General features: G+C 70.2%; 26 protein-coding genes. 17 read left to right on the top strand and 9 right to left on the bottom strand.

All coding sequences use genetic code 11. The features are described 5' to 3' along the window. Positions 1 to 54 precede the first annotated feature (54 nt). The 4 genes from BM430_RS01375 to BM430_RS01390 are packed head-to-tail and all read left to right on the top strand — an operon-like array spanning position 55 to position 2788. A complete protein-coding gene (locus BM430_RS01375) occupies positions 55 to 1764 on the top strand; it encodes a P-loop NTPase family protein (RefSeq protein WP_093564549.1) in 1710 nt (569 codons plus the stop codon). Between the two features lie 10 nt (positions 1765 to 1774). Then, positions 1775 to 2026, top strand: coding sequence for a hypothetical protein (locus tag BM430_RS01380; RefSeq protein WP_093564551.1), 252 nt, complete (start codon positions 1775 to 1777; stop codon positions 2024 to 2026). Beyond that, positions 2013 to 2351 carry a hypothetical protein gene (locus BM430_RS01385; protein WP_093564553.1) on the top strand — a complete coding sequence of 113 codons (339 nt, stop codon included), beginning with the start codon at positions 2013 to 2015 and terminating at the stop codon, positions 2349 to 2351. Before BM430_RS01380 ends, BM430_RS01385 begins: the two co-directional genes overlap by 14 nt. Before the next feature lie 2 nt (positions 2352 to 2353). Next, positions 2354 to 2788, top strand: a complete 435-nt coding sequence (locus tag BM430_RS01390) for a hypothetical protein (RefSeq protein WP_093564555.1) — start codon at positions 2354 to 2356, stop codon at positions 2786 to 2788. Between the two features lie 87 nt (positions 2789 to 2875). Here the strand turns inward: BM430_RS01390 and BM430_RS01395 are convergent, their stop codons facing one another. The 5 genes from BM430_RS01395 to BM430_RS01420 all read right to left on the bottom strand — a co-directional run bounded on the left by BM430_RS01395 (position 2876) and on the right by BM430_RS01420 (position 4725). Further along, on the bottom strand, positions 2876 to 3145 hold the full coding sequence (locus BM430_RS01395; protein ID WP_093564557.1) for a phage antirepressor KilAC domain-containing protein: 270 nt from the start codon (positions 3143 to 3145) through the stop codon (positions 2876 to 2878). A 3-nt stretch (positions 3146 to 3148) separates the two neighbouring features. Continuing rightward, a complete protein-coding gene (locus BM430_RS01400; RefSeq protein ID WP_244539248.1) occupies positions 3149 to 3412 on the bottom strand; it encodes a hypothetical protein in 264 nt (87 codons plus the stop codon). 24 nt (positions 3413 to 3436) lie between these two features. After that, positions 3437 to 3763, bottom strand: coding sequence for a hypothetical protein (locus BM430_RS01405; protein WP_093564559.1), 327 nt, complete (start codon positions 3761 to 3763; stop codon positions 3437 to 3439). Beyond that, the gene (locus BM430_RS35135) at positions 3760 to 3996 is read right to left on the bottom strand and encodes a hypothetical protein (RefSeq protein WP_244539249.1); all 237 of its coding nucleotides are present in this window, start codon (positions 3994 to 3996) and stop codon (positions 3760 to 3762) included. The genes BM430_RS01405 and BM430_RS35135 overlap by 4 nt, the downstream gene beginning before the upstream one ends. 474 nt (positions 3997 to 4470) lie before the next feature. Continuing rightward, positions 4471 to 4725 carry a hypothetical protein gene (locus BM430_RS01420; RefSeq protein WP_093564563.1) on the bottom strand — a complete coding sequence of 85 codons (255 nt, stop codon included), beginning with the start codon at positions 4723 to 4725 and terminating at the stop codon, positions 4471 to 4473. A gap of 727 nt (positions 4726 to 5452) precedes the next feature. Here BM430_RS01420 and BM430_RS01425 point away from each other — a divergent pair. Further along, entirely contained in the window at positions 5453 to 7225 is a 1773-nt protein-coding gene (locus tag BM430_RS01425; protein WP_093564565.1) for a hypothetical protein, read from the top strand. A gap of 462 nt (positions 7226 to 7687) precedes the next feature. On the opposite strand, the gene BM430_RS01430 is transcribed toward BM430_RS01425, so the two are convergent. From BM430_RS01430 to arsH, 4 genes are all read right to left on the bottom strand, one after another. Further along, a complete protein-coding gene (locus BM430_RS01430; protein ID WP_143131915.1) occupies positions 7688 to 9466 on the bottom strand; it encodes an ABC-three component system protein in 1779 nt (592 codons plus the stop codon). Further along, positions 9463 to 9717, bottom strand: a complete 255-nt coding sequence (locus BM430_RS35660; RefSeq protein ID WP_093564569.1) for an ABC-three component system middle component 6 — start codon at positions 9715 to 9717, stop codon at positions 9463 to 9465. Before BM430_RS35660 ends, BM430_RS01430 begins: the two co-directional genes overlap by 4 nt. After that, on the bottom strand, positions 9714 to 10658 hold the full coding sequence (locus tag BM430_RS01440) for an ABC-three component system protein (RefSeq protein ID WP_093564571.1): 945 nt from the start codon (positions 10656 to 10658) through the stop codon (positions 9714 to 9716). The genes BM430_RS35660 and BM430_RS01440 overlap by 4 nt, the downstream gene beginning before the upstream one ends. Positions 10659 to 10966: 308 nt before the next feature. Then, positions 10967 to 11713, bottom strand: coding sequence for an arsenical resistance protein ArsH (gene arsH, locus BM430_RS01445; protein ID WP_093564573.1), 747 nt, complete (start codon positions 11711 to 11713; stop codon positions 10967 to 10969). Positions 11714 to 11763: 50 nt separating this feature from the next. On the opposite strand from arsH, the gene BM430_RS01450 reads away from it, so the two are divergent. The 12 genes from BM430_RS01450 (at position 11764) to BM430_RS01505 (ending at position 22150) form a co-directional block, all read left to right on the top strand. Beyond that, positions 11764 to 12123, top strand: a complete 360-nt coding sequence (locus BM430_RS01450) for an ArsR/SmtB family transcription factor (RefSeq protein ID WP_093564575.1) — start codon at positions 11764 to 11766, stop codon at positions 12121 to 12123. Beyond that, positions 12116 to 12643 carry an arsenate reductase ArsC gene (locus tag BM430_RS01455; protein WP_093564577.1) on the top strand — a complete coding sequence of 176 codons (528 nt, stop codon included), beginning with the start codon at positions 12116 to 12118 and terminating at the stop codon, positions 12641 to 12643. Before BM430_RS01450 ends, BM430_RS01455 begins: the two co-directional genes overlap by 8 nt. After that, positions 12643 to 13068, top strand: a complete 426-nt coding sequence (arsC, locus tag BM430_RS01460) for an arsenate reductase (glutaredoxin) (protein WP_093564579.1) — start codon at positions 12643 to 12645, stop codon at positions 13066 to 13068. The genes BM430_RS01455 and arsC overlap by 1 nt, the downstream gene beginning before the upstream one ends. A 7-nt stretch (positions 13069 to 13075) precedes the next feature. Then, on the top strand, positions 13076 to 14143 hold the full coding sequence (gene arsB / locus BM430_RS01465; RefSeq protein WP_093564581.1) for an ACR3 family arsenite efflux transporter: 1068 nt from the start codon (positions 13076 to 13078) through the stop codon (positions 14141 to 14143). Then, positions 14133 to 15335, top strand: coding sequence for an MFS transporter (locus BM430_RS01470; RefSeq protein WP_093564583.1), 1203 nt, complete (start codon positions 14133 to 14135; stop codon positions 15333 to 15335). Before arsB ends, BM430_RS01470 begins: the two co-directional genes overlap by 11 nt. Positions 15336 to 15417: 82 nt before the next feature. Next, positions 15418 to 15648: a hypothetical protein gene (locus tag BM430_RS34465; RefSeq protein ID WP_177302883.1), complete on the top strand. Its 231-nt coding sequence runs from the start codon at positions 15418 to 15420 to the stop codon at positions 15646 to 15648. A 134-nt stretch (positions 15649 to 15782) separates the two neighbouring features. Then, positions 15783 to 16193 carry a hypothetical protein gene (locus BM430_RS01480; RefSeq protein WP_093564585.1) on the top strand — a complete coding sequence of 137 codons (411 nt, stop codon included), beginning with the start codon at positions 15783 to 15785 and terminating at the stop codon, positions 16191 to 16193. Positions 16194 to 16274: 81 nt separating this feature from the next. Then, positions 16275 to 16685 carry a FixH family protein gene (locus BM430_RS01485; protein ID WP_093564587.1) on the top strand — a complete coding sequence of 137 codons (411 nt, stop codon included), beginning with the start codon at positions 16275 to 16277 and terminating at the stop codon, positions 16683 to 16685. Next, the gene (locus BM430_RS01490) at positions 16682 to 18196 is read left to right on the top strand and encodes an efflux RND transporter periplasmic adaptor subunit (protein ID WP_093564589.1); all 1515 of its coding nucleotides are present in this window, start codon (positions 16682 to 16684) and stop codon (positions 18194 to 18196) included. The genes BM430_RS01485 and BM430_RS01490 overlap by 4 nt, the downstream gene beginning before the upstream one ends. Further along, on the top strand, positions 18193 to 21366 hold the full coding sequence (locus BM430_RS01495; RefSeq protein ID WP_093564591.1) for an efflux RND transporter permease subunit: 3174 nt from the start codon (positions 18193 to 18195) through the stop codon (positions 21364 to 21366). The genes BM430_RS01490 and BM430_RS01495 overlap by 4 nt, the downstream gene beginning before the upstream one ends. Positions 21367 to 21385: 19 nt before the next feature. Next, a complete protein-coding gene (locus tag BM430_RS01500) occupies positions 21386 to 21862 on the top strand; it encodes a DUF411 domain-containing protein (RefSeq protein ID WP_177302884.1) in 477 nt (158 codons plus the stop codon). 75 nt (positions 21863 to 21937) lie between these two features. Next, positions 21938 to 22150, top strand: coding sequence for a heavy-metal-associated domain-containing protein (locus tag BM430_RS01505; protein ID WP_093564593.1), 213 nt, complete (start codon positions 21938 to 21940; stop codon positions 22148 to 22150). Positions 22151 to 22181 lie beyond the last annotated feature (31 nt).

Here is a 22181-nt window from a genome sequence, read left to right on the forward strand (position 1 = left end):
CGTGGTTCTTCGAGCCGGCGGCGTAGGCCTTCCCGGCGAGGAGAGTGCAATCCAATGACCAACGCCCTTGACCGGGCGGAGCCGTTCAGCGCGCTCGCGATGTATCGCGGCTCGCTCAAGGCACCGACCCGCTCCGACGCCCACCCTTTCATCGCCTGGGTTCGCTACATCAAGCGGCGCTGGGAGAGCCCGCCGCTCAGCGGCGTCCCGACGGCGGAGACGCACTGGGACGCCGAGCTCGCCCGCGACGCCGCGCAGGCCTGGGCGGTGTGCCGGTCCCTGCCGCATCTCCCGATCCCCCTCTCGCCCTCCAAGGTGGAGGCGGCTCGCGACGACGTCGAGCGCCTGGGTCGCCGCTGCGCCCAGCGTGTCGAGGAGATCGACAGAGGTCCGTTCCTGATGGACCTCGACGACCACCTGGCGACAGAGAGCCAGGAAGGCATCCTCCTCGATTACGTCCGTATCGCGCATCTCGCGGACGCCTGTCTCGCCGAGACCGGCAACCGCGCAGCCCTTGAGCGCTCGGCGGCTGCCGCCGAGCGGTGCGGCGCGCTGCGGGCGCCGGGGTTCCTCCGGTTCTCCGTCGGCGCTCGGAGCCTGCTCGCGCACCCGGAGGGCCTCGGGACGTGGCGCCCGGGTGGACCCCCGCTGTGCGTGATCCAGCGCTCGCTGGACCTGGGTCGCGAGATCCTCGGCGAGCGTGCCGGATCGCGCGACGCGGACGCCGACGCCCGTGACGCTCAGGGCGGTTGCCCGGCGGACGACGACCGCGCCGAGATCGTCCGGCGCCCGCCGGCCAGGCCGAAGCCGTTCCCCGCGACGCTGGCGCCCAAGGCCGTTTCGTCTACCGAACCGGAGGACCGGCCCGAGCCTGGCCCCTCCCTCGTCGTGTTCCCGGCGCTTACGCACTTGGCGCAGCCCAGCCTGGTCGCGCGGGACCGTGGTGACAGCCCGCGGGCCCTCTGCGAGCCCGTCGCCGAGGTTGCCCTGCCGCTGACGCCGGCGCCGGAACCGGCCGCCGTCGCCGCGACGCTGAACGCTGCCTTCCCGTGGGCGCGTGAGGTCACGGAGCATTACGCGTCCGATCTCGTCGGCGCGCCCTTCGCCATGCTACGCCCGCGCACCCTGGTCGGTGGCGCCGGCGGGGGCAAGACCGCATACTCCCGGGCCCTGCTCAAGGCGTGCGGCCTGCCGGAAGTGCTCTACAGCGCGGCCGGCGTCATGGACGGCGGAAATTTTGCCGGCGCTTCACGGACCTGGACCACTTGGCGGCTGTCCGTGCCCGCGCAGGGCGTACTTCGGTTCCGGCTGGCATCCCTTGGCTGCATTATCGACGAGGCGGAGAAAGCGGGGCCGTCGCGTCGCTGGGGCCGACTTGACGAGACGCTGCTCCCGTTCCTGGAGCGGGGGAGCACGGCCAAGGCCATTTTCGACCCGGCCTTGGAAGTGCCGCTCGATTTGTCCGGCATCTCGTACATCCTGACGGCGAACACGAGGGACGGCGTCTCCGGGCCCCTGCTCGACCGCGCCCCCCCGGTTGAGTGGCCGATGCCGCGCCGGGAGCACATGCCCGTCGCCGCAGCCGCCATCCTCGACGAGCTCCGGCGCGAGCGCGGCCTCGACGAGGCCTGGTGTCCGCCCTTGGACGGCGACGAGCTCGATGCCCTGTCGGCGTGGCGCGGGGGTTCGCTGCGCCCGCTCCGGCGCATGGTCGAGGGGGTCCTGGCCGCCCGCGACGTTTTCGCCCGCGCGATGCCCAACTGAGGGGGTCGCCATGCACGAGAACGACAACCTGGGCGCCGTCCGGGAACGCCTCCGGCTGGCCTGGCAGCACCGCTTGGCGAGCGGACCCGTGCTCGTGGGCGCCGCGCTGCACGTCGACGAGCTCCTCGCCCGCCGGGACGACGGCGAGGAGCTGGAAGGACTCCTCCTCGCGGAGGCTCTCGCCGTCGAGGCGAACGCCATGGCCGCACCCTACCGGCAGCGCCGCGGCCCCCTGCAGGAACGGAAGCGTGCCTCCCTGTGAGCTGTACCGCCACACGAGGCGTCGGTGCTGGTCCCTGCGGGAGGGCGGCCGCGTCGTCGCGCACGTCGAGGCCGTCGCCCTGGCCGGCGTCGTCCTCGTCGTGCGCCCCGGGGCGCTGGCCCGCGTCCGGGCCCGCCACGTCCGGGAGGTCTGCGAGGTCGCGCGGGGGACTCCCACCGACGCACCCCGACCGCCCGGCGCCCGCCGGCTCCGCTTCCATGTCTACGGCGCTGGCGCCTTCCTCGCCGACGGCCACCCCATCACCGCCGCGGCGCTCGCCTGGTTCGAGGCCGATGGCACGGCATGGATCACCTTGGAGAATTGACGATGCGTTCCTTGACCCTCGCCCTCGCCGCCGTCCTGCTCGTCGCCGCCGTCCCGGCCGAGGCGGCCCGGTCGGCCAAGTCCGAGCCCGCACCCTTTCCAGACGAGGGCGACCGCTTCTACGTCAGCGTCCGCGGGCCCGCCCGCGATGGCCGGGCTGGGTTCGCCCGCATCTACGCTAGTCCCGTCGACCGCATCTGGGGAACCGTCATCACCTGCGGGACCGTCGACGTGAGAACGGGTCGCGAGACCATCATCCTGCAGGCCACTGGCCAAGCCGCGCGATCCCGCTGGGGCGACCTCGGCGGGACTTACAACGCCGTCGGCGGCGGCCCGACTGGGGGATGGGGTATCGACGAGCAGCACGGCCTTGACGTCAAGGTGACGATGTCGGCGCCGTGCCCAACGGGCTCCGGGCAGGTCTCGTCGGGCGACTGATCCGGACGCATGAAGGTCCGGCCCCCGCGGGGGGAACCGGGCCACAAAGAAGCTAACCGGCGTTAGCTTCGCATTCCATGTATGGGGTCAGAAGCCGGGGAGCAGGGCCTCCGACGGCGGCGCCGGCGGGCGAACGCCGAACTCCTTCGCGTAGAAGACGATGCCCTTGCCTGTAAGCCGCTTGACCGGTCGGGGCTTGCCGCCGAACTCCTTCCAGACGACGGTGAAGAGCCCGCGCTCGATCAGGCGCTGGGTCGCGACGTTGCCGCCGTTGCGCTCAATCAGGTCGTGCCGCTTCTTAAGCCAAGCCACGAACCGGTTGGGCCCCTGGCGCAGCGCCTTGCCCGCGTCTTGCAGGCCTTAGTGGTGCTGGCGCTGCAGGGTCTCGACGACGCGACCGCGGACCTCAGCGAGCTCGCGGGCCTCGTCGCGCTCCCGGCGGGTCGAGGCGACCTCGGCCTGGAGGAGGGTGACGTAGGCGACCCCGGTGGGGATCACCGCCACCAGCGCGACCGGCACGGCGAGCCGGGGCGCGTAGACCGCGGCTACGACGGCGGCCGCCGCGGCGGCGAGCGCCGAAAATCCGGCGGGCGTCAGGGCGAGGGCGAGCGCCAGGTCGAGCACGTCAGGCGGTCTCGGGTTCACGTGTCAGAAGGACGGCGCCGAGCCAGTCGAAGATCGCGCATCTGTGGTCGCGGTAGGGCCCCGGAGCGACCGGCGCAGGATCTCGCCGTGGTCGTGCATGGCGTGCGTCAGGTCGGTGCCGGTCCGGACGAGGGTGAACCCGAGGTCGCGGTCGGCCGGGTCGAGGGCGATGCGGGGGAGGCCCAGGGCCTGCTCCGGCAGCCGACGGGCTTCCTTGATACGGGCGAGCACGTAGGTGCCCCCGGCGAGCAGGCCGCCGACGGCGACGGTGCCGAGGACCTTGAGGGCGTTGGCGAGCAGGCCGACGAAGGTCGCGACGAGGTCGATCAACGGGCGGCCCTCCGGAGGATGGCGGCGCGGGCGTCGTTCGTGCCCTGGTCCCAGACGGCCCGGAACGCGCAGTAGGCGTCGACGAGGGCGAGGACGCCGTTGTTCCAGCCGGGGTAGCTGTCCCGGGCGAGGAGCCACACCAGCCCGGTCCAGACGCAGGCGCCGACGGCGGCGGTGACGAGGCGGATGGAGGGGCTGTGCCGCTTCGAGCCGTTCACCCAGAGGCCGAGCATGCGGACAACGGCGACCCCGAACGGGGCGGCGCCCCAGGTGCCCTCGGGGGCGATGTCGGAGAAGGCGTCGAACGTCGGGCGCGAGAACGTCGCCCCGGGAGCAGGAGCGCGACGGCCACGCCGAGCAGCACCAGCGCGCCGACCCATTCGGCCTCGCGACGCTGGTGATAGCCGCCGAAGGAAAGCGCGCGGTTCACGATGCGCCCCCCTTGCCCTTGCCGGACGGCCCAGGCGCGTCCGCCGGGGCGGGTTCCGCGTCGGGGACGGGCTCGGACACGGGATCGGCCTGACCCGGCTCGGACGCGGCCGGGAACGGCGACGGCGGCAGGAGCTCGCCGTGGCGCACGATGCCCTGGCCGCCGCAGCGGCCGCAGTGCACCTCGGATCAGTCCATGCCGGGGCGGATCACCGCCAACATGCCCTCCTTGCAGGTGGTGGGGGCCGGGCAGGCGCCGAAGGGGAAGGGCTGTTCGGTCACGCGGTGGCTCCGCCGAGTTCGAGGACGGTCCGGGGCCGGGCCGGGACCTGGGAGGCGGGACCGGCCGGGGGCTTGGACACGCGCGCCAGAACCGTGACGACGACGCCGTCGGCGACCCAGACCTTCATGGCCTTGGGGAAGGCGACGACATTCCCAGTGCGGTGCCCGGCGGCCATCAGGACCCCGCCGAAGTCGGCCAGCCAGGCGCGCACCTGCGCCAGGTCGTGCCCGGCCTTGCGCGGGACCGGCATGGCGCGCTGGTCGTCGATGGTCTCGTCGAGGACGGCGCCGAAGTACCGCTAGCAGTACCGGCGGACGGCGTGGTCGGTGACCCTGGCGCGGGGCGAGGTAGCCGTGACGTGGCTCATGCCGCCATGGTCCCTGGGGCGGCCAGGGGAGCCCGCTAGCGGCAGGTCGGGGACGGGAAGGCGGAATGGCAGGCGACGGTGACGGGTGCACGGGTGGGGCTCCGAGGGCGATGCTCGGAGCGTCCCCCCCGGTGCCGGTATTCGGCTAGCCGTCGGAGGCGAGGTCGTAGGTGCGCCGGTCCCCGGGAAGGCTGGCGGGTGGGACAGGATAACCACCCCACACCTTGGCTAAAGCCAAGCCCCCATACCCCGTAACGTTCCGTGCGCGCCTCGAACCGTTCCCACCCACATCCGCGCGCTCTACCGAGGACCGGATCGTGCGTCTTGCCCGCCGACCCCCAAGGCGCAGAGAGGCACCGTACGCGGCCTGGCCGAGCCGGACGTATCCCTACCCACGCCACCCCCGTGCAGCCCGCCCAGCCCTGCCCGCTGCGCCTTTTGGAGGGGTCGAACCTCATGCGCCACCCCCAACAGCGGAGTGGCCATCATAAGTATTCGACAGTGTTTGAGCGGAGTTTGACGTATTCACCCTCCTGTTCTAGCCTTGGCAAATCGATCTCGGTCGTCGCGGACGTGCTGCCCCGCGATGCTCTGCAGTAGAGGATACGTCGTGACGCTTCCCAACACCGCCGTCGCCACAGGTGCGCGCGATGCCGCACCCCTGTTCGTGCACCGCGCCCCCGAGTTCTGCTACGAGCTCCAGCCCCTCGACTACGCACGCCTCGTCCACAAGGTCTGCCCCGGCGCCGTGATCTTTAGCGGCCGCTTCCCATCGGCGAAGGGCAAGAAGGGCGACGGTTCGCCGGACGTCATCTGGCAGGACCGGCGCTGGAGCCCCGGCGCTCTTGCGACCCGGAACGTCGACCTGGCGCGGTTCAAGTTCATGAGCTTCGCGACCTGGCCCGTCATGAGGTTGGGCGAGCGGCCCGAGAAGAAGACCCTGGAGAACGCCGTCAGCGTCACCGCCTTCTGGGTCGACATCGACTTCCACGACGTTGACGAGTGGAAGCACGTCTCGCCGGTGACGGTCGTTGAGGCCGTTAGGAACGTCTGCGCCGAGCGTGGCTGGCCGGGTCCGTCCTACGCGACGCATAGCGGCCGGGGCGCCTTGGTCGTGTGGCTGTTCCAGCCTCAGGCCGCCCAACTCGTGATGGACCGCCACCGTGCCGTTCAGCAGGTTCTGCACGAGGCGTTCCGGGACATGGGGAGCGACCCGTCCGCCCGGCCGCTTACAAAGGTCTTCCGTATGCCGCGGACATACAACGAGAAGTCGGGTCTGGCGGTACGCATCATCTTCCCGGACCTGATCCGCGAGATCCGCCGCGTCGACTTCGACGAGATGTGCCGCACCGTCCTCCCCTTCGCCCGCCGGAGCAAGGCCCAGCGCCAGGCCGACGCGGCCGAGGCCAAGGCCAAGCGCGAGGTGGCCCGCGCTGCCCGCGCCTCCCGCAAGCCTCGCGAGGGGCACCACGGGGCGCTTCTTACCGGCTCGTCATACTGGGACACGATCCGCGCCGACCTCGACCGCCTCTTCGTCCACCGGCATGGACGCAAGGGCATCGTCGACGGCAAGTCCCGGGGGGATTACGGGGCGGGCAGGCACACCTGGCTGCTCGCCATGACGTATGCGGCAGCCTGGGTGCTGCATCCCGAAGAGCTCGACGCGTTCGTCCTGGAGACCGCCGGCCGCCTCGGCATCGACCGCGCCGAGGCGCCCGGCAAGGTATGCTCAGTGACATCCCGTGCCCGCGATGCCGCCAGGGGTCTGCGGAAGACGTACAAGGGCATCACGGTCGACCCCCGCTACAAGATCAGCCCGAAGGCACTCATCGAGCTCCTAAACATCACGCCCATGGAGATGCGCCGGGGGAACCTGCGCATCCTCGTAGACAAGGCCCGGCGCGCGGAGAATGCCGTCGGGCGGGTCGTCGCCAGCCGGCGCGCTAAGGGCGTCCGGTCGCGTGACGCGCAGCAGGCCCATCGCCTGGAGGTCGGGCAGCAGGCGATGGAGATGTGCGAGATGGGCATGACCGTGAAGGTTGTCGCCGAGATGTATGGCGTCTCACCGCGGTGGATCGACAACGCCCTGCGCGACGCCCGCGCGGTCGCGAGCATCACCGCCACGCGTCCCGCCGAAAATCCGGCGCCAGAACCCGCCGCCATCGTCGGTGCCGACACCCTCGAAATGTCCGTCGAGCCCCCCGCCGCGCTCGCGCACGAAGTGTTACGGGATATTGGACCGAGTGCAGGCGATGGTGTTGTCGCTGGCCTCGGCTCGACCTATTCTCGCCACGTCACGACGAAGGGCAGCACTCTTCTAGGACCGACGCCCGCTGAGCGCCTCCCGGCCCGGCGGGCGTTGCCTTGTCTGGTTCCCGCATAGCCTGGAACTGGGCACGCCTGCCGGACATGAGCGCGCGTTTCCATGTCTAACTCGCCACCGACCTCGTGCCTCAGATTGAGGCATGACAAGAGCGGTTCGTCTCCACCGTTCGCGCGGCCAAGTACCGCTGCGCCGCCGATTGGGCAGTCGACGAGGTTGCCAAGCACACCGTGCTCGACATCTAAAAGGACCTCTACGTGCACCTCCAGTCGAACACACCGTTGATCGAGACCGCGATCAAGTACAGGCGCCTAGCCATACGTATCATGACGACGATTTCCTTTGGGATAGGCGTGATCGCTTGGCCAGAGATAGCTGGTAAGTGGCGGGCCGACCCGGTCCAGAGATCCGACGCTGGACAGCGGACGTTTCCGGGGCGCTTGTAGCGGCGCACCTTCGCAGCCTCGCGAACGGTGCCGCAGGCCGCTGTCTAAAAGGCAAGGTCCCAGCCGCTGATCAGGATCATTTCAGCTCGAAGCGGATGCCGAATAGCCCTCCTCCCTCGTCGTCGGACAGACGCGGGTCCAGGATGTCATCCACGATCTCGACGTCCAGTCCGAGCAATGGGAGGGTCTCGGAGTTCAGGGTGACGATGTATTGCCCCCCGAGGTCGCCAATGACTGACTTGCCTAGGATCAGGGCCGAGCGGACCTGCCGCGGATCGACGCCGTCGAAGAGGTGGCTGTCGTGGACCAGAAAGCCGGGGCCGCCGGCGAAGCGCTCCCGCGCCGCCTGGTAAAGCATCAGGTCGAAGCAGAAGATTTCCATGTGGTCGATGCCGCCGCGGTTGCCGTCACCCTGGATGGTGATGCGGAACTCCGGTCCCTTGCTCGTCGCGTCGACGATCAGGTTGCCCCGGCGGTCGTCGTAGAGGCCCGAGATCGCGGCATCGATGCGCCGCATGGCGGTTCGGAGGACACCTTCGCGCTGCCGGTGGTCAGCCTGAAGCCGCTCGTGGAGGGTCAGCCGCTCTATCTGCGCCTGGTTCTTCTTGCCTTCTAGAATCTCCGCGTTGCGCAACTTCTCCCGGAGCAGGGTCGCCTGCATCTCAAGGGTGGCGAGTTCCTCGCCCATCCGCGTGAAGTCGTCGAGCGCGCCCTTCCCGGCGAGGACCTGCATGATCTGCGATTGCCGGCCGTCGAGAACCTTCATCTCGGCTTCGAGCGCCGCGATCCTGGCATGAGTCTCTGCGACCTGCTCGGCCAAGTGCGCCTTGCGGTTCTCGACCACCGAGAGCTGGAACGACTTGACGTCGTCGAACCGCCGCAGGACGACGCCGGGCAGCTCGACGCCCGCCGACCTGTAGATCCGCTCCAGTACCGCGTATTCCGGCGGCCGCTCGACCTCGGAGACGCGCTGCAGGTGCTCGATGGTCTGCCGCGCCTGCACGAGTTCGTGCCCGATGGCCTTGATGCGACGGCGCGCGTCGGCGGCCTCGCGGGCGAAGGTCCGGTACTCCTCCAACACCTCGAAATTCGCCGTCTGCTCGCGCAGGCGGGCCATTCTGTCCTCGATCCGGTTGAGCTCCGGCCGGATCTCGGCCACGGAGCCGAACATCCGCCCGAACGCGCCCTCGCGGATGGCCTTCTTCAACTCGCGCAGGCTCGCCTCGCGAAGCCGGAGGTCCTCGATGTCGCGTGGCACCCGCCAGTCGAGGCCGATGAGGTACGAGAGGTTGATCTGCCAGTCGCTGGGCTGCTGCTTGTCGCCCTGGCGCTCGGGCGACTGGAAGCCGCCGACCTTGTTGCGCCGGATGAAATAGCTGACCATCGAGCGGAAGCTCGGGCTGAACGAGGCGCCGAGCTCGGTGCCCTTGGGATCGTGCGGGAGCCCGAACCAATGGTGGCCGAGGAGTTCGCGCCATCTCTTGACCGGCAGGTACGGCCGGTTGGCCTTCTTGTCGTGGGACAGGTCGACGCCGAGGAGGGCAGCGGCGTCCGGGTCGAGCAGGATCTGGTTCGCGTTGTCCCCCCGACGGGAGACGGATACCTCGTGACCGCCTAACCGGAACGTGCCGTGGAAGGCGTAGGCCGCCAGTTCAGGGACCTGGAACATGGAGCCCTTGCCGGCATCCGAGCCCAGCAGGAAGTGGATGACCTCGATGGCGCTGGTCTTCCCCGCGCTGTTGCGGGTCTGCCTCTCGGTCGAGTCCTCGGTCCTGTCCGCCACGAGGACGTTGAGCCCCTCGTGGAAGGTGAGCGCCTTGAAGCTCGGGAGGTCGCTGGAGATGCCGAGGATCATCGCGGCCCACCGCACGGGGCGATGAGCCCCCCTTCGACGAGCTGGATGGCGGAGACCGCATTCAAGAAGCAAAGCGCCAGGACGAACCAGTCGAACGACAGGGGCGAGGCGTCCGGTCGCCGGGCGCGGGCCGCGCGGACCGCGTCCCAAACGGCGGAGACGCTGCTCGGGCCATCGAGCACGGCCAGGATGTCGGCCCCGACGCCGATCAGCGCCCTGTCGTGGCGCAGGTGCTTGGCCGGCAGGATCACGCGGCCACCTCGATGGGCGGCCGGTCCTTGAAGACCGTGCAGGTGTCGAAGAGGTAGGCCAGGAGGCTCCAGGCGGCGACGTCGCGCTCCTGTGTCGGGTTCCCTGTCCCGACGATGCCGTCGTACAGCCCGAGCATGACCTCGTTGGAGGTGAGATCCTGCAGGTCGAGGTCCTTGTAGCGGCGGCGGAACTCATTCGCGAGGGTGATGCCGAGGAGCGGGTTCGGGTCGTTGAGGATGTGAGCCCGGACGATGTCCGCGTTCGTCTGCCCCATCGCGATCTTGCGGGCCACGGCCCCGGTGATGGCGTTGTAGCGCAGCTTGTCCCGGGGCACCGACGCGGCATCGTCGTCGTCCGGCAGGTCGTCCGAGATGGCCTTCACGACGGCATGCAGGACGGCCACGACCTCGGGCGGCTGAAGGTTCTCGAAATCGGCCAGCGTCGCGGCACGCCCGATGAGGCGGGCGACATCCGGCTCCTCAAGGGCGAAGATCACCTTCCTGAAGCTCATCTTCCCGAAGAGGTGCAGCTGGTGCTGCGGGTTCGCCAACCGCAGTTCCTCGATCTTGGCCAGGGGTTCTGCGGTGGGACCGTCCACGAAATTGTGGACCATGTGCCAGCGGGTCATCCGCGTCCAATGGCGCGCCGCCCCCCGGTAGTCGGTCTCCATCTTCTTCGTGAGGGTCTTGTTGACCGCCTTGCGGTTCTCCCCGCCCTTCGCCGCCCCGTAGCACTGGAAGACCTCGGCCGTGGTGTGCAGGAACCCGTCGCACTTGCGGTCGCCGGCGCGCCCGGAGGCTGCCACGCGCTCGAACTCCTCGCCGTGACGCATCTCCATCATCGTCGCGAAGAAGTTCTCGAACTCCTCGCCGTGGGTCCGGTAGAGCTTTAGTTCGAGGGCGTCGTGCCAGTCGCCTTGCTTGTCTGCGGGGATGGGCATGTGCCGGCGGTGCTTCTGGCTGATGGAATCGCGCTAACGCGCAATTAGAAGCCTAGCAGCACTCCGAGCAACCGACACCCGGCGCGGCCCTGTCGGTAAGAGGCGAGTTGGCGCAAGGTTCACGGGCGGGCTCGCATGCACCGACAGGCTGCGGGCCTGGGGTCTTTGGACCGGGACGTCACCGGCGCCCAGTCACTCCGCTCGGCGCAGAGCCTTGTACGTCCGCCGGCACACGCCGCAATCCTGCTCCTCTCGCCCACGAGGTTCTGGCGGCACGAGGAGCGCCACGGTGCCCTCACCGGCGATGCCTACCGTTTGGCGAAGCCGATATCGTCGGCGACGGCCTTCAGGCGCTCTGGTTCGCGTTCCTTGCGCTCGGAGTAGCGGTCGACGAGGTAATCGGCCCGCCCGCGCGTCAGGAGGGTGAACTTCATCAGCTCCTCGCAGACGTCCACGACCCGGTCGTAGAGCGGCCCTGGCCTCATGCGGCCCGCGTCGTCGAACTCCTTGTAGGCCATCGGCACCGACGACTGGTTCGGGATCGTCACCATCCGCATCCAGCGCCCCAGCACCCGCAGGCTGTTCACGGCGTTGAAGCTCTGCGATCCGCCCGAGACCTGCATGACGGCCAGGGTGCGGCCCTGGGTCGGGCGAACCGAGCCCTCGCTGAGGGGCAGCCAGTCAACCTGGCTCTTCATCACCCCGGTCAGGTTGCCGTGCCGCTCGGGGCTGACCCAGACCTGCCCTTCCGACCAGATCGAGAGCTGCCGTAGCTCCTGCACCTTCGGGTGGTCGGCGGTGGCGTCGTCAGGAAGCGGCAGCCCGTCCGCGTGGAAGATGCGGACCTCGCCGCCCATCGCCTCCAGCAATCGCGCCGCCTCGTAGGCCAGGAAGCGGCTGAAGGACCGCGGCCGGAGCGACCCGTAGAGAACGAGGAACCGAGGCGCATGGTCGAGCGGCGTCGGAGCCGCCATCCGCTCCTCGGTCGGCACCTCGAAATGCGCCTCGGAGAGGTTCGGCATCCCGTCGGCGAACGGCTGCTGGGGCTTGTCCAAGGCGCTTCTTTTCTCTACGTTTCAACGAGAGTTGATATATAGGTCATTCGATGGACGAACGGCAAGCCCTCGCGGCCTTCGCGGCCCTCGGCCAGGAGCACCGGCTCCGGGTCGTGCGCGCTCTGGTCACCGCCGGCCCGGACGGGCTAGCCGCCGGCGTCCTCGCCGAGACGGTGAAAGTCGCCGGCAACAACCTGTCCTTCCACCTGAAGGAGCTCTCGCACGCCGGGCTAATCACCTCCCGGCGCGAGGGAAAGTCGGTCATCTACAGCGCCGCCTACGGCGGCCTGTCCGACCTCGTCCAGTTCCTCATGCGCGACTGCTGCCAGGGCCACCCGGAGGTCTGTGCCCCGGCCGTCGCTGCGCTCGACGCCTGCGACTGCACCACCGGGGACACCCTCCATGCCTGAGCCCGCCTACAACGTCCTATTTCTCTGCACCGGCAACTCGGCCCGCTCGATCCTGGCCGAGGCCATGCTCAACAAGGAGGGCGGCGGGCGCTTCCGCGCCTTCTCCGCCGGCAGCCAACCGAAGGGCGAGCCGCACCCGATGGCGCTGCAGGTCCTGCGGGAGAGCGACTACCCGACCGAGGGCCTGCGCTCGAAGTCGTGGGACGAGTTCGCCGGGCCCGACGCCCTCATCATGGATTTCGTCTTCACCGTCTGCGACAACGCCGCCGGCGAGGCGTGCCCGTACTGGCCGGGCCAGCCGGTGACGGCACACTGGGGCATCGAGGATCCCGCCGCGGCGGAGGGCTCGGAGATGGAGCGCAAGCGCGCCTTCGTCACCGCCCAGCGCTACCTCAAGAATCGGATCGCGGCCTTCGTCGCCCTGCCGCTCGGCAGCCTCGACCAAGTCGCCCTGTCGTCGAAGGTCCGCGAGATCGGCCAGATGGCCGGCGCGACCTCGGCCCGCCCGGACGTCGCGTGATGGACGTCGTCATCTACCACAACCCCGCCTGCGGCACCTCCCGCAACACCCTGGCGATGATCCGCAACGCCGGCGTCGAGCCGCACGTCGTCGAGTACCTGAAGACGCCGCCGAACCGGGCACTCCTCAAGCAACTGCTCGCCCGCGCCGACCTCTCGGTCCGGGACGCGCTGCGCGAGAAGGGAACCCCCTACGCCGAGCTCGGCCTCGGCGATCCGGCGCTGAGCGACGAGCAGCTCCTCGACGCGGTCGAGGCCCACCCGGTCCTGCTGAACCGCCCGCTCGTGGTCAGTCCGAAGGGCGTGCGCCTGTGCCGACCCTCGGAGGCGGTGCTCGACCTCCTGCCGGACCAGCAGGGCGAGTTCGTGAAGGAGGACGGCGAGCGCGTCGTCGACGAGCACGGCCGCCGCGTCGCCACCGCCTGAGGACACCATGAGCACCTTCGAACGCTACCTGACCCTCTGGGTCGCGCTCTGTATCGTGGCCGGCATCGCGCTCGGCCACGTCATGCCCGGCTTCTTCCACGCCGTCGGCGACGCCGAGGTCGCGAAGGTGAACCTGCCGGTGGCAGTGCTCATCTGGCTCATGGTCATCCCCATGCTGCTCAAGATCGACTTCGCCTCGCTGCGCCACGTCGGCCGGCACTGGCGCGGCATCGGCGTGACGCTGTTCATCAACTGGGCGGTGAAGCCGTTCTCGATGGTCGCGCTCGGCTGGCTGTTCATCGGCTACCTGTTCCGGCCCTACCTGCCCGCCGACCAGGTCGACAGCTACATCGCGGGGCTCATCATCCTGGCGGCGGCGCCCTGCACCGCGATGGTGTTCGTCTGGTCGAACCTCACCCGGGGCGAGCCGCACTTCACCCTGAGCCAGGTGGCGCTCAACGACACCATCATGGTGGTGGCCTTCGCGCCCATCGTCGGCCTGCTGCTCGGGCTCTCGGCCATCACGGTGCCCTGGGGCACGCTGGTGCTGTCGGTGGTGCTCTACATCGTCATCCCGGTGATCATCGCCCAGGTCGTGCGACGCGCCCTCCTCGCCTCGGGCGGGCAGGCGGCGCTGGACCGGCTGCTCGCCCGGCTCGGCCCCGTGTCGCTCGTGGCGCTGCTCGCCACGCTGGTCCTGCTGTTCGGCTTCCAGGGCGAGCAGATCCTGGCGCAGCCGGCGGTGATCGGCCTGCTGGCGGTCCCCATCCTCATCCAGGTCTACCTGAACTCGGGGCTTGCCTACCTCCTGAACCGTGCGGCCGGCGAGCAGCACTGCGTCGCCGGGCCCTCGGCCCTGATCGGCGCCTCGAACTTCTTCGAGCTCGCGGTGGCCGCCGCCATCAGCCTGTTCGGCTTCAACTCGGGCGCGGCGCTCGCCACCGTGGTCGGCGTGCTGATCGAGGTGCCGGTGATGCTCTCGGTCGTGTGGATCGTGAACCGGAGCCAAGGCTGGTACGAGCGCGGCGTGGCGGGCAAGGGAGCGGCCCTGAAGCCTGCCTCCCGTGAGGTCTAAGGCCCGCGGCCGCCTCGCCGTCATCTCGGCCCTGGGCGTGGTGGAGATCCTCGCCTGGGGCTCGTCGTTCTACCTGCCGGCGGTGCTCGCCGGTCCCATCGCCGTCGACACCGGCTGGCCGCTGGCCTGGGTGGTCGGCGGCCTGTCCGTCGGGCTCCTGGTAGCGGCAATCGCCTCGCCCCGCGTGGGAATCGCCATCCACCGGCACGGGGGACGCCCGGTCCTGGCGCTGGCCGCCCTGCTGCTGGCGGCCGGCCACGTCGTGATCGGGCTGGCGCCGAACCTGCCCGTGTTCCTGTCCGGCTGGCTGGTCATCGGGCTCGGCATGGGCTGCGGCCTCTACGACCCCGCCTTCGCCACCCTCGGCCGGCTCTACGGCGCCGAGGCGCGCCCGGCCATCACCACGCTGACCCTCTGGGGCGGGTTCGCCAGCACCGTCTGCTGGCCGCTCTCGGCCTTCCTCGTCGAGCAGGTCGGCTGGCGCCACGCCTGCCTTGCCTATGCCGGATTGCACCTCGTCGTGACCCTGCCACTGGTACTGGGCCTGATCCCGAAGGCGCCTGCCCGGAAGCCCGCAAGAGGTGAGGAGCACCACGCGGACGTTCCGTTGACGCCTCGCGAGCGCCGGGCCTACCGGCTGATGGCCGGCGTGCTCGTGCTGGGCGGCACCGTGATGACGCTGGTCTCGGTGCACCTCATCGCCCTGCTGCAGGCCCGTGGCGTCGCGCTGGCCGCGGCCGTCTCCTACGGCGCGCTGATCGGGCCGGCCCAGGTCGGGGCCCGCATCGTCGAGATGGCGAACAAGGGCCGGCACCACCCGCTATGGACCCTGACCGTGGCCATGGCGCTGGTTGTCGTAGGGCTCGCCATCCTGGCGGCGGGCGTGCCGACGGTCGGCCTCGCCCTGGTGCTCTACGGGGCGGGCAACGGGATCTACTCCATTGCCCGGGGCACGGTGCCGCTCGCCCTGTTCGGGCCGGCGCGATACCCAGTGCTCGTGGGACGCTTGGCGCGACCTGGTCTCGCCGCACAGGCGCTGGCCCCCTCGCTCGGGGCGGTGGCGCTCACTTACGGCGGCGCCGACGCGGCCTACGGCCTGCTGGTGGCGCTCGCGCTGGCGAACCTTGGCCTGGCGATAGCCTTGTGGGGGGCGCGGCCGGACGTCGTCGAGGGAAGCGGCGCCGTTCGCTGAACGGAGGCTGCGCGCAGGCTTCAGAACCGATTCAACGCGACTTGCCTAGTCTGGAGACATCTCAACCGAGGAGGGTCCTCCCATGAAGCTTCGCATCGCAGGTCTGGTTGCGGCTGCTCTGGTGCTGCTCCCCGGCGCCGCCTCCGCGCAGTGGTACGAGCGCGGGCCGCGCCATCATCACCATCACCACTGGGATCACCATCATCACCATGGCTACGGCTACCGCCACGGCTACGAGCGGCATCACCATCACGGCTATGACCGGCCTGTCCACTTCGACCGAGGCCACCACCATCACCATCACGGGTACTGACGGCCGCGTTCGACCGCCGGGACCATCCGACGCGGTCCCGGCGGTCGTGTGCACTTGACCTTCCCACGGCGGGAAGGGGCATCCTGAAGTCCATCGACCTTCCGCGCGACCCGGAAATCTGGCATCGTCGATTCGTGACGTTCTGGCTCGCCCTCCGGCGGCTGCTCCCGCTCCTGGCGGTTCTCAGCCTCGCCCTGACGCCGGTGACCGCTTCCGCGGCCGCCGCGGGCATGCACGCCTCCATGACGGCACAGGCCCACGGTTCGCACGCGGCGATGTCGGCCATGGACCATGCCGGCATGGACATGGCCGGGATGGACATGGACGACATGCCCTGTTGCCCGCCGGAAAAGGCGGAGAAGCCGGACTGCGCCAAGGCGGGTTGCCGGCTGCTGGCGCTCTGCCTCGCCAGCGTCGCCTCGCTCCTGCCGGCCGCGGCCTTCGTCCCGGCGCCGGTCGCGACGCGGACGAGCCGCGCGTGGCCCGACGCGGCCTCCTTCGCCAGCGTGCACCGCCCCCCGCTACCTGAGCCTCCCCGAGCCTGAACCCGATGCCGCCGGCGCTAGCGCCGGTACGGTGACGCGCGCCCGCGCGTGGCCTTCCATCGCGTTCAGGAGATGACACCCGTGACCAAGAACCCCTTCGCGCGCGCCGTGCCGGCCGCGCTGCTCGCCGCCGTCCTGTCGGCGTCGGCGATGACCGTCCCCGCCCTGGCGGACGTCAAGGACTACCGCTTCGAACTCGTGCAGCAGGAGGCGAAGGTCGGCGAGGCCGTCGTCGCCGTGCGCCTCGTCGACAAGCGCAGCGGCAAGGCCGTGCCCGACGCCGTCATCTTCGCCAAGCGCCTCGATATGGCGCCCGACAGCATGGAGGAGATGGTCACCAAGCTGGAGCAGGTGCCCTCGACCGAACCAGGCGTGTACCGCTTCAAGGCCAAGCTCTCGATGGCCGGCGGCTGGCGCCTCTCGCTCGGGGCCAAGGTCCAGGGCGAGACCGGCACGGTCGAGGACAAGCTGGTCTTCCAGGCCGTCAAGTGAGCCGCGCCGCCTGGGCCGCCGGGGCCTTCGCCGCGTTCGCGGCGGGGGCCGTCGGCTACGGGGCGGGGCACGGGGGGAACCCCGTGCCTACCGTCCTGGAGCGAGCCCGTTCCGAGTTCGTCCCGGCGCTGGTCGAGCGCGTCCCCGCGCGGTTCGCCGATTGGCTGCCGGGCGGCAACGGCCGGGCGGCCGCGCCCGCCTCGGCGAAGGCGACCGGGCCGGTCGTCTTCTACCAGGACCCGGACGGGAAGCCGGTCTACTCGGCATCCCCGACGACGACCGCGGACGGGCGCGCGTTCCGGGCCGTCCGGGCGAGCGAGGACGTGCGCTTCGACGACGCCGAGGGCGGCGAAGCCATGCCCGACGGGATGGCCCAGGGTTCCGCGGCCAACCCGGCCGGCGACGCTAGGCGCATCCTCTACTACCGCAACCCGATGGGGCTGCCGGACACCTCCCCGACGCCCAAGAAGGACTCGATGGGGATGGACTACATCCCCGTCTACGCGGGCGAGGACGAGGCCGGCGTCGTGACGGTCTCCCCCGGCAAGGTCCAGCGCACCGGCGTGCGGACCGAGACCGTCGACCGGCGGGTCGTGGCGCAGCCGGTGCGCGTGCCGGGCACGGTCGCCCTCGACGAGCGGCGCGTCACCGTCATCGCCACCCGGTCCGACGCCTACGTCGACCACGTCGAGAACGTCACGACCGGCGACCGGGTCCGCAAGGGCCAGGCGCTGGTCCACGTCTACTCCCCCGAGATCAACGCGGCCGCCGCGCAGCTCATCGCCAACCCGGGCTTCGACGGGGCGCGCCGCAGGCTCCAGAACCTGAACGTCTCCGAGGCCGTCATCGACGAGATGGAGCGCACCCGGAAGGTGCCGATGGCGGTCACGTGGTCCGCGCCCCGGGACGGACTCGTCCTGCAGCGGACCGCCATCGAGGGCATGAAGGCCGCGGCCGGCGACACCCTGTTCCGCATTGGCGACATCTCGGCGATGTGGGTGCTGGCCGACGTGCCAGAGCGCGACCTCGCCGGTGTGCGCGTGGGACAGCCGGTGAGCGTCCGCCTGCGCTCGGCGCCCGGGAAAACCTTTTCCGGCAAGGTCGCAGTGGTCTACCCGCAGGTGAACCCCGACACCCGGGCGACGCGGGTGCGCATCGAGCTGCCGAACCCGGACGGGACGCTCCTGCCTGACATGTACGCCGACGTCGAGATCGGCACGGGCGACGCCAAGCCGGTCGTGGCCGTGCCGGACGACGCGGTCATCGACACCGGCGAGCGGCAGGTGGTTCTTCTCGACCGCGGCGAGGGCCGGTTCGAGCCCAAGGAGGTGAAGGTCGGCGTCCGCGGCGGGGGCTACGTCGAGATCCGAGAGGGCGTGACGCCCGGCGACCGGGTGGTCACGGCGGCAAATTTCCTGATCGACGCCGAGAGCAACCTGAAGGCGGCGCTCCAGTCCCTGACCGCACCGAAGGACGACCGGCAGGCGGCGAGCGCGGGAGGCACGCGGTGATCGCGCGTCTTATCGGCTGGTCGGCCCGCAACCTCGTGCTGGTGCTGATCGGCACCGTGTTCGCGGTCGCGACCGGCGTCCTGGCGCTACGGACCCTGCCGCTCGACGCCATCCCCGACCTCTCGGACGTGCAGGCCATCGTCTACACGGAGTACCCAGGTCAAAGTCCGACGACCGTCGAAGACGTCGTGACGTTTCCCCTCTCGACCGCGATGCTGACGGTGCCGAAGGCGAAGGTCGTGCGCGGCTTCTCGTTCTTCGGGGTGTCCTTCGTCTACGTCATCTTCGAGGACGGCACCGAACCCTACTGGGCGCGGTCGCGCGTCCTGGAGTTCCTCAACGGGGCCGCGAGCCGGTTGCCGGCCGGGGTGACGCCGACCCTCGGACCCGACGCGACGGGGGTGGGCTGGGTCTACCAGTACGTCGTCGTCGCCAAGGAGCGGACGCTCGCCGAGCTTAGGTCGCTGCAGGATTGGGTCATCCGGTTCGGCGCCTCGCGCGCCGAGGGCGTGGCCGAGGTCGCCGGCGTTGGCGGCTTCGTGAAGCAGTACAACGTCGTCGTCGACCCGAACCGCCTACGCGCGCAGGGCATCCCCCTGTCCAAGCTCCGGGACGCGATCCGGTCGAGCAACACCGACGTCGGCGGCCGCACGGTCGAGCTCTCCGAGTTTGAGTTCATGGTGCGCGGCCGGGGCTACCTGCGGAGCGTCGCCGACATCGAGGACATCGTCCTGAAGACCTCCGGTGGCACGCCGTTGCGGGTGCGGGACGTCGCCCGGGTCGAGCTCGGACCGGACGAGCGCCGCGGCATCACCGAGATGAACGGCGAGGGCGAGGTCGCCGGCGGCATCGTCCTGCAGCGCTTCGGCGCCAACGCCCTCAACGTCATCGAGGGGGTGAAGGCGAAGCTCGCCGAGGTCGCGAAAAGCCTGCCGGCGGGCACCGAGATCCTGCCGGTCTACGACCGCTCGCAACTCATCGACGCGGCCATCGATACCCTGCGGGGGACCCTCGTCGAGGAGAGCGTCGTCGTCTCCCTGGTCTGCGTCGTCTTCCTGCTGCACGTGCGCAGCGCGTTGGTCGCCATCCTGATGCTGCCGGTCGGCATCTTGATGGCCTTCGCCGGCATGAAGGCGCTCGGAATCGGCGCCAACATCATGAGCCTGGGCGGCATCGCCATCGCGGTCGGCGCCATGGTCGATGCCGCGATCGTCATGATCGAGAACGCCCACAAGCACCTGGAGCGGGCCCCGGCGGACAAGCCGCGGGTCGAGGTTCTGGTCGAGGCGGCGAGCGAGGTCGGACCGTCGCTATTCTTCTCGCTCCTCGTCATCACGGTGAGCTTCCTGCCCATCTTCACCCTAGAGAGCCAGGAGGGGCGGCTATTCGGGCCGCTCGCCTTCACCAAGACCTTCGCCATGGCCGCGGCGGCGCTCCTGTCGGTGACCCTGGTGCCGGCCTTGATGGTGCTGTTCGTGCGCGGGCGCATCGTCCCCGAGCACCGCAACCCGGTGAACCGGTTCCTCGTCTGGCTGTACCGGCCTCTCATCGCTGGCATTCTGCGAGCCAGGCTCCTCACCATCCTGCTTGCCGTCGGATTGCTGGCCGCGACCGCCTGGCCGGCCCGGCAACTCGGCTCCGAGTTCATGCCGGAGCTCGACGAGGGCACGCTGCTCTACATGCCGACCACCCTGCCGGGGATCTCTGTGACCAAGGCCGGCGAGCTCCTTGCGACCCAGGACAGAATTATCAAGTCGTTCCCCGAGGTCGCCTCAGTCTACGGCAAGGCGGGCCGCGCCAACACGGCGACCGACCCCGCGCCGATGGAGATGTTCGAGACCGTCATCACCCTGAAGCCGAAAGCGGAGTGGCGCCCGGGCGTGACGCTCGCGAGCCTCAAGGCTGAGATGGACGGGGCCCTGCAGTTCCCGGGCGTTTCGAATGCCTGGACGCAGCCGATCCGCGCCCGCATCGACATGCTCTCGACCGGCATCCGCACCCCGGTGGGCGTGAAGGTGCTGGGCACCGACCTGACGGCGATGGAGGGGGTTGCCCGCCAAGTCGAGGCCGTGGTGCGTGCCGTGCCGGGCACGTCGAGCGCCTACGCGGAGCGGGTCATCGGCGGCTACTTCCTCGACGTCACGCCCGACCGGGAGGCGCTCGGGCGCTACGGCCTGATGGTCGGTGACGTGCAGGACGTGGTCGCGACCGCCCTCGGTGGGCAGAGCGTGACGAACACGGTCGAGGGCCGCGAGCGTTACACCGTGAACGTGCGCTACCCGCGCGCCTTCCGCTCGAACCCGCGGGCCATCGCCGACGAGGTGCAGGTGCCCTTGCCGGCCGGGGGCACGGTGCCGCTCGGCGAGGTAGCCAAGGTCGAGCTCACCCGGGGCCCGACCTCGATCCGCACCGAGAACGGCCAGCTCGCGGTCTACGTCTTCGTGGACTTCGCCGGGCGGGACCTCGGCGGCTACGTGGCCGAGGCGCGCCGGGCCGTGGCCGACGAGGTCAAGCTGCCCCAGGGCACGATCCTGCAGTGGAGCGGTCAGTACGAGTACCTGGAGCGGGCCGAGGCGCGCCTGAGGATCGTGGTGCCGCTGACGCTGCTCGTCGTGTTCCTGCTGCTCTACCTCAACTTCCGGCGCCTGACCGAGACGCTCATCGTCATGCTGTCGCTGCCCTTCGCACTCGTCGGCGGGGTGTGGTTGCTCTGGATGATGGGCTTCAACATGTCGGTCGCGGTGGCGGTCGGCTTCATCGCGCTCGCGGGCGTCGCGGCGGAGACCGGGGTGATCATGCTGGTCTACCTCGACCACGCCCTCGACGAGGTCCGGGTCGGGTGCGTGCGCGAGGGCCGCCCCCTCACGCGCGAGGACCTGCGGCGGGCCATCATGGTCGGGGCCGTGGAGCGTGTCCGGCCCAAGATGATGACGGTGGTCGCCATCATGGCCGGGCTCCTGCCCATCCTCTGGAGCACCGGTTCGGGCTCCGAGGTCATGCAGCGCATCGCGGTGCCGATGATCGGCGGGATGGTCTCCTCGACCGTGCTGACGCTGGTCGTGATCCCGGCGGTCTACGCCCTGGTGAAGGGGCGCGGGTTGCCGCCGGCGGACGAAGTGGCCCGCGAGGCAGCGGACGGGAACGTGAGGCTGCCGCAGGCGGCCGAGTGAGAGCGAACGGGAGATGACCATGCGGAGCGATACGATGCCGTCCCGGCGTGCCGTGCTCGGGGGCTTGGCGGCGGGGCTGGCCCTCGGAAGGGGTGCTTTGGCGGCGGGGCTGCCCGAGGTCGCGGTGACCAAGGACCCGAACTGCGGCTGCTGCGAGAAGTGGGTCGCGCACCTTCGCGAGGCCGGCTTCTCGGTGACGGTGACTGAGGGGGCCGTGAACCCGGTGAAGGCACGTCTCGGCGTGCCGCGGGACCTCGCCTCCTGCCACACTGCCCAGGTGGGCGGCTACGTGGTCGAGGGCCACGTGCCGGCCGGCGCGATCAAGCGGCTCCTGGCAGAGAAGCCCCGAGGCACCGGGCTGGCGGTGCCGGGCATGCCGGTCGGCTCGCCCGGCATGGAGGTCGACGGCATGGAGCCGGATACCTACGAGGTAGTCCTGTTCGGCTCCGAAGGAAGGAGTGCCTTCGCCCGCTACCGCGGGAGCGAGCCGGCCTGAGCGCATCGCTCACCCCTTGACCTTCCCATAATGGGAAGCCCCATCTGGGTGTGACGTCATCCAAGGGAGTGCGTCTTGCATCGCTTCAAGGTCGAGAAGATGGGCTGCGGCGGCTGCGCCAAGTCGGTGACCCGCGTGGTCCAAGGCATCGAGCCGAACGCCCGGGTCGAGGTCGAACTCGGAGCCAAGCTCGTGACCGTGTCGGATGCCGCCGGCCCTGCGGACCGGATCGCCCAGGCCATCGCCGCGGCGGGCTTCCCGGCCAAGCCGCTGCTCGCGGCGGCTTGAAACGCCGCGACGGCAACCAAACTTGCCTGCG

This window comes from Methylobacterium sp. 174MFSha1.1, assembly GCF_900116815.1.
In the GTDB taxonomy this organism is placed as follows: domain Bacteria; phylum Pseudomonadota; class Alphaproteobacteria; order Rhizobiales; family Beijerinckiaceae; genus Methylobacterium.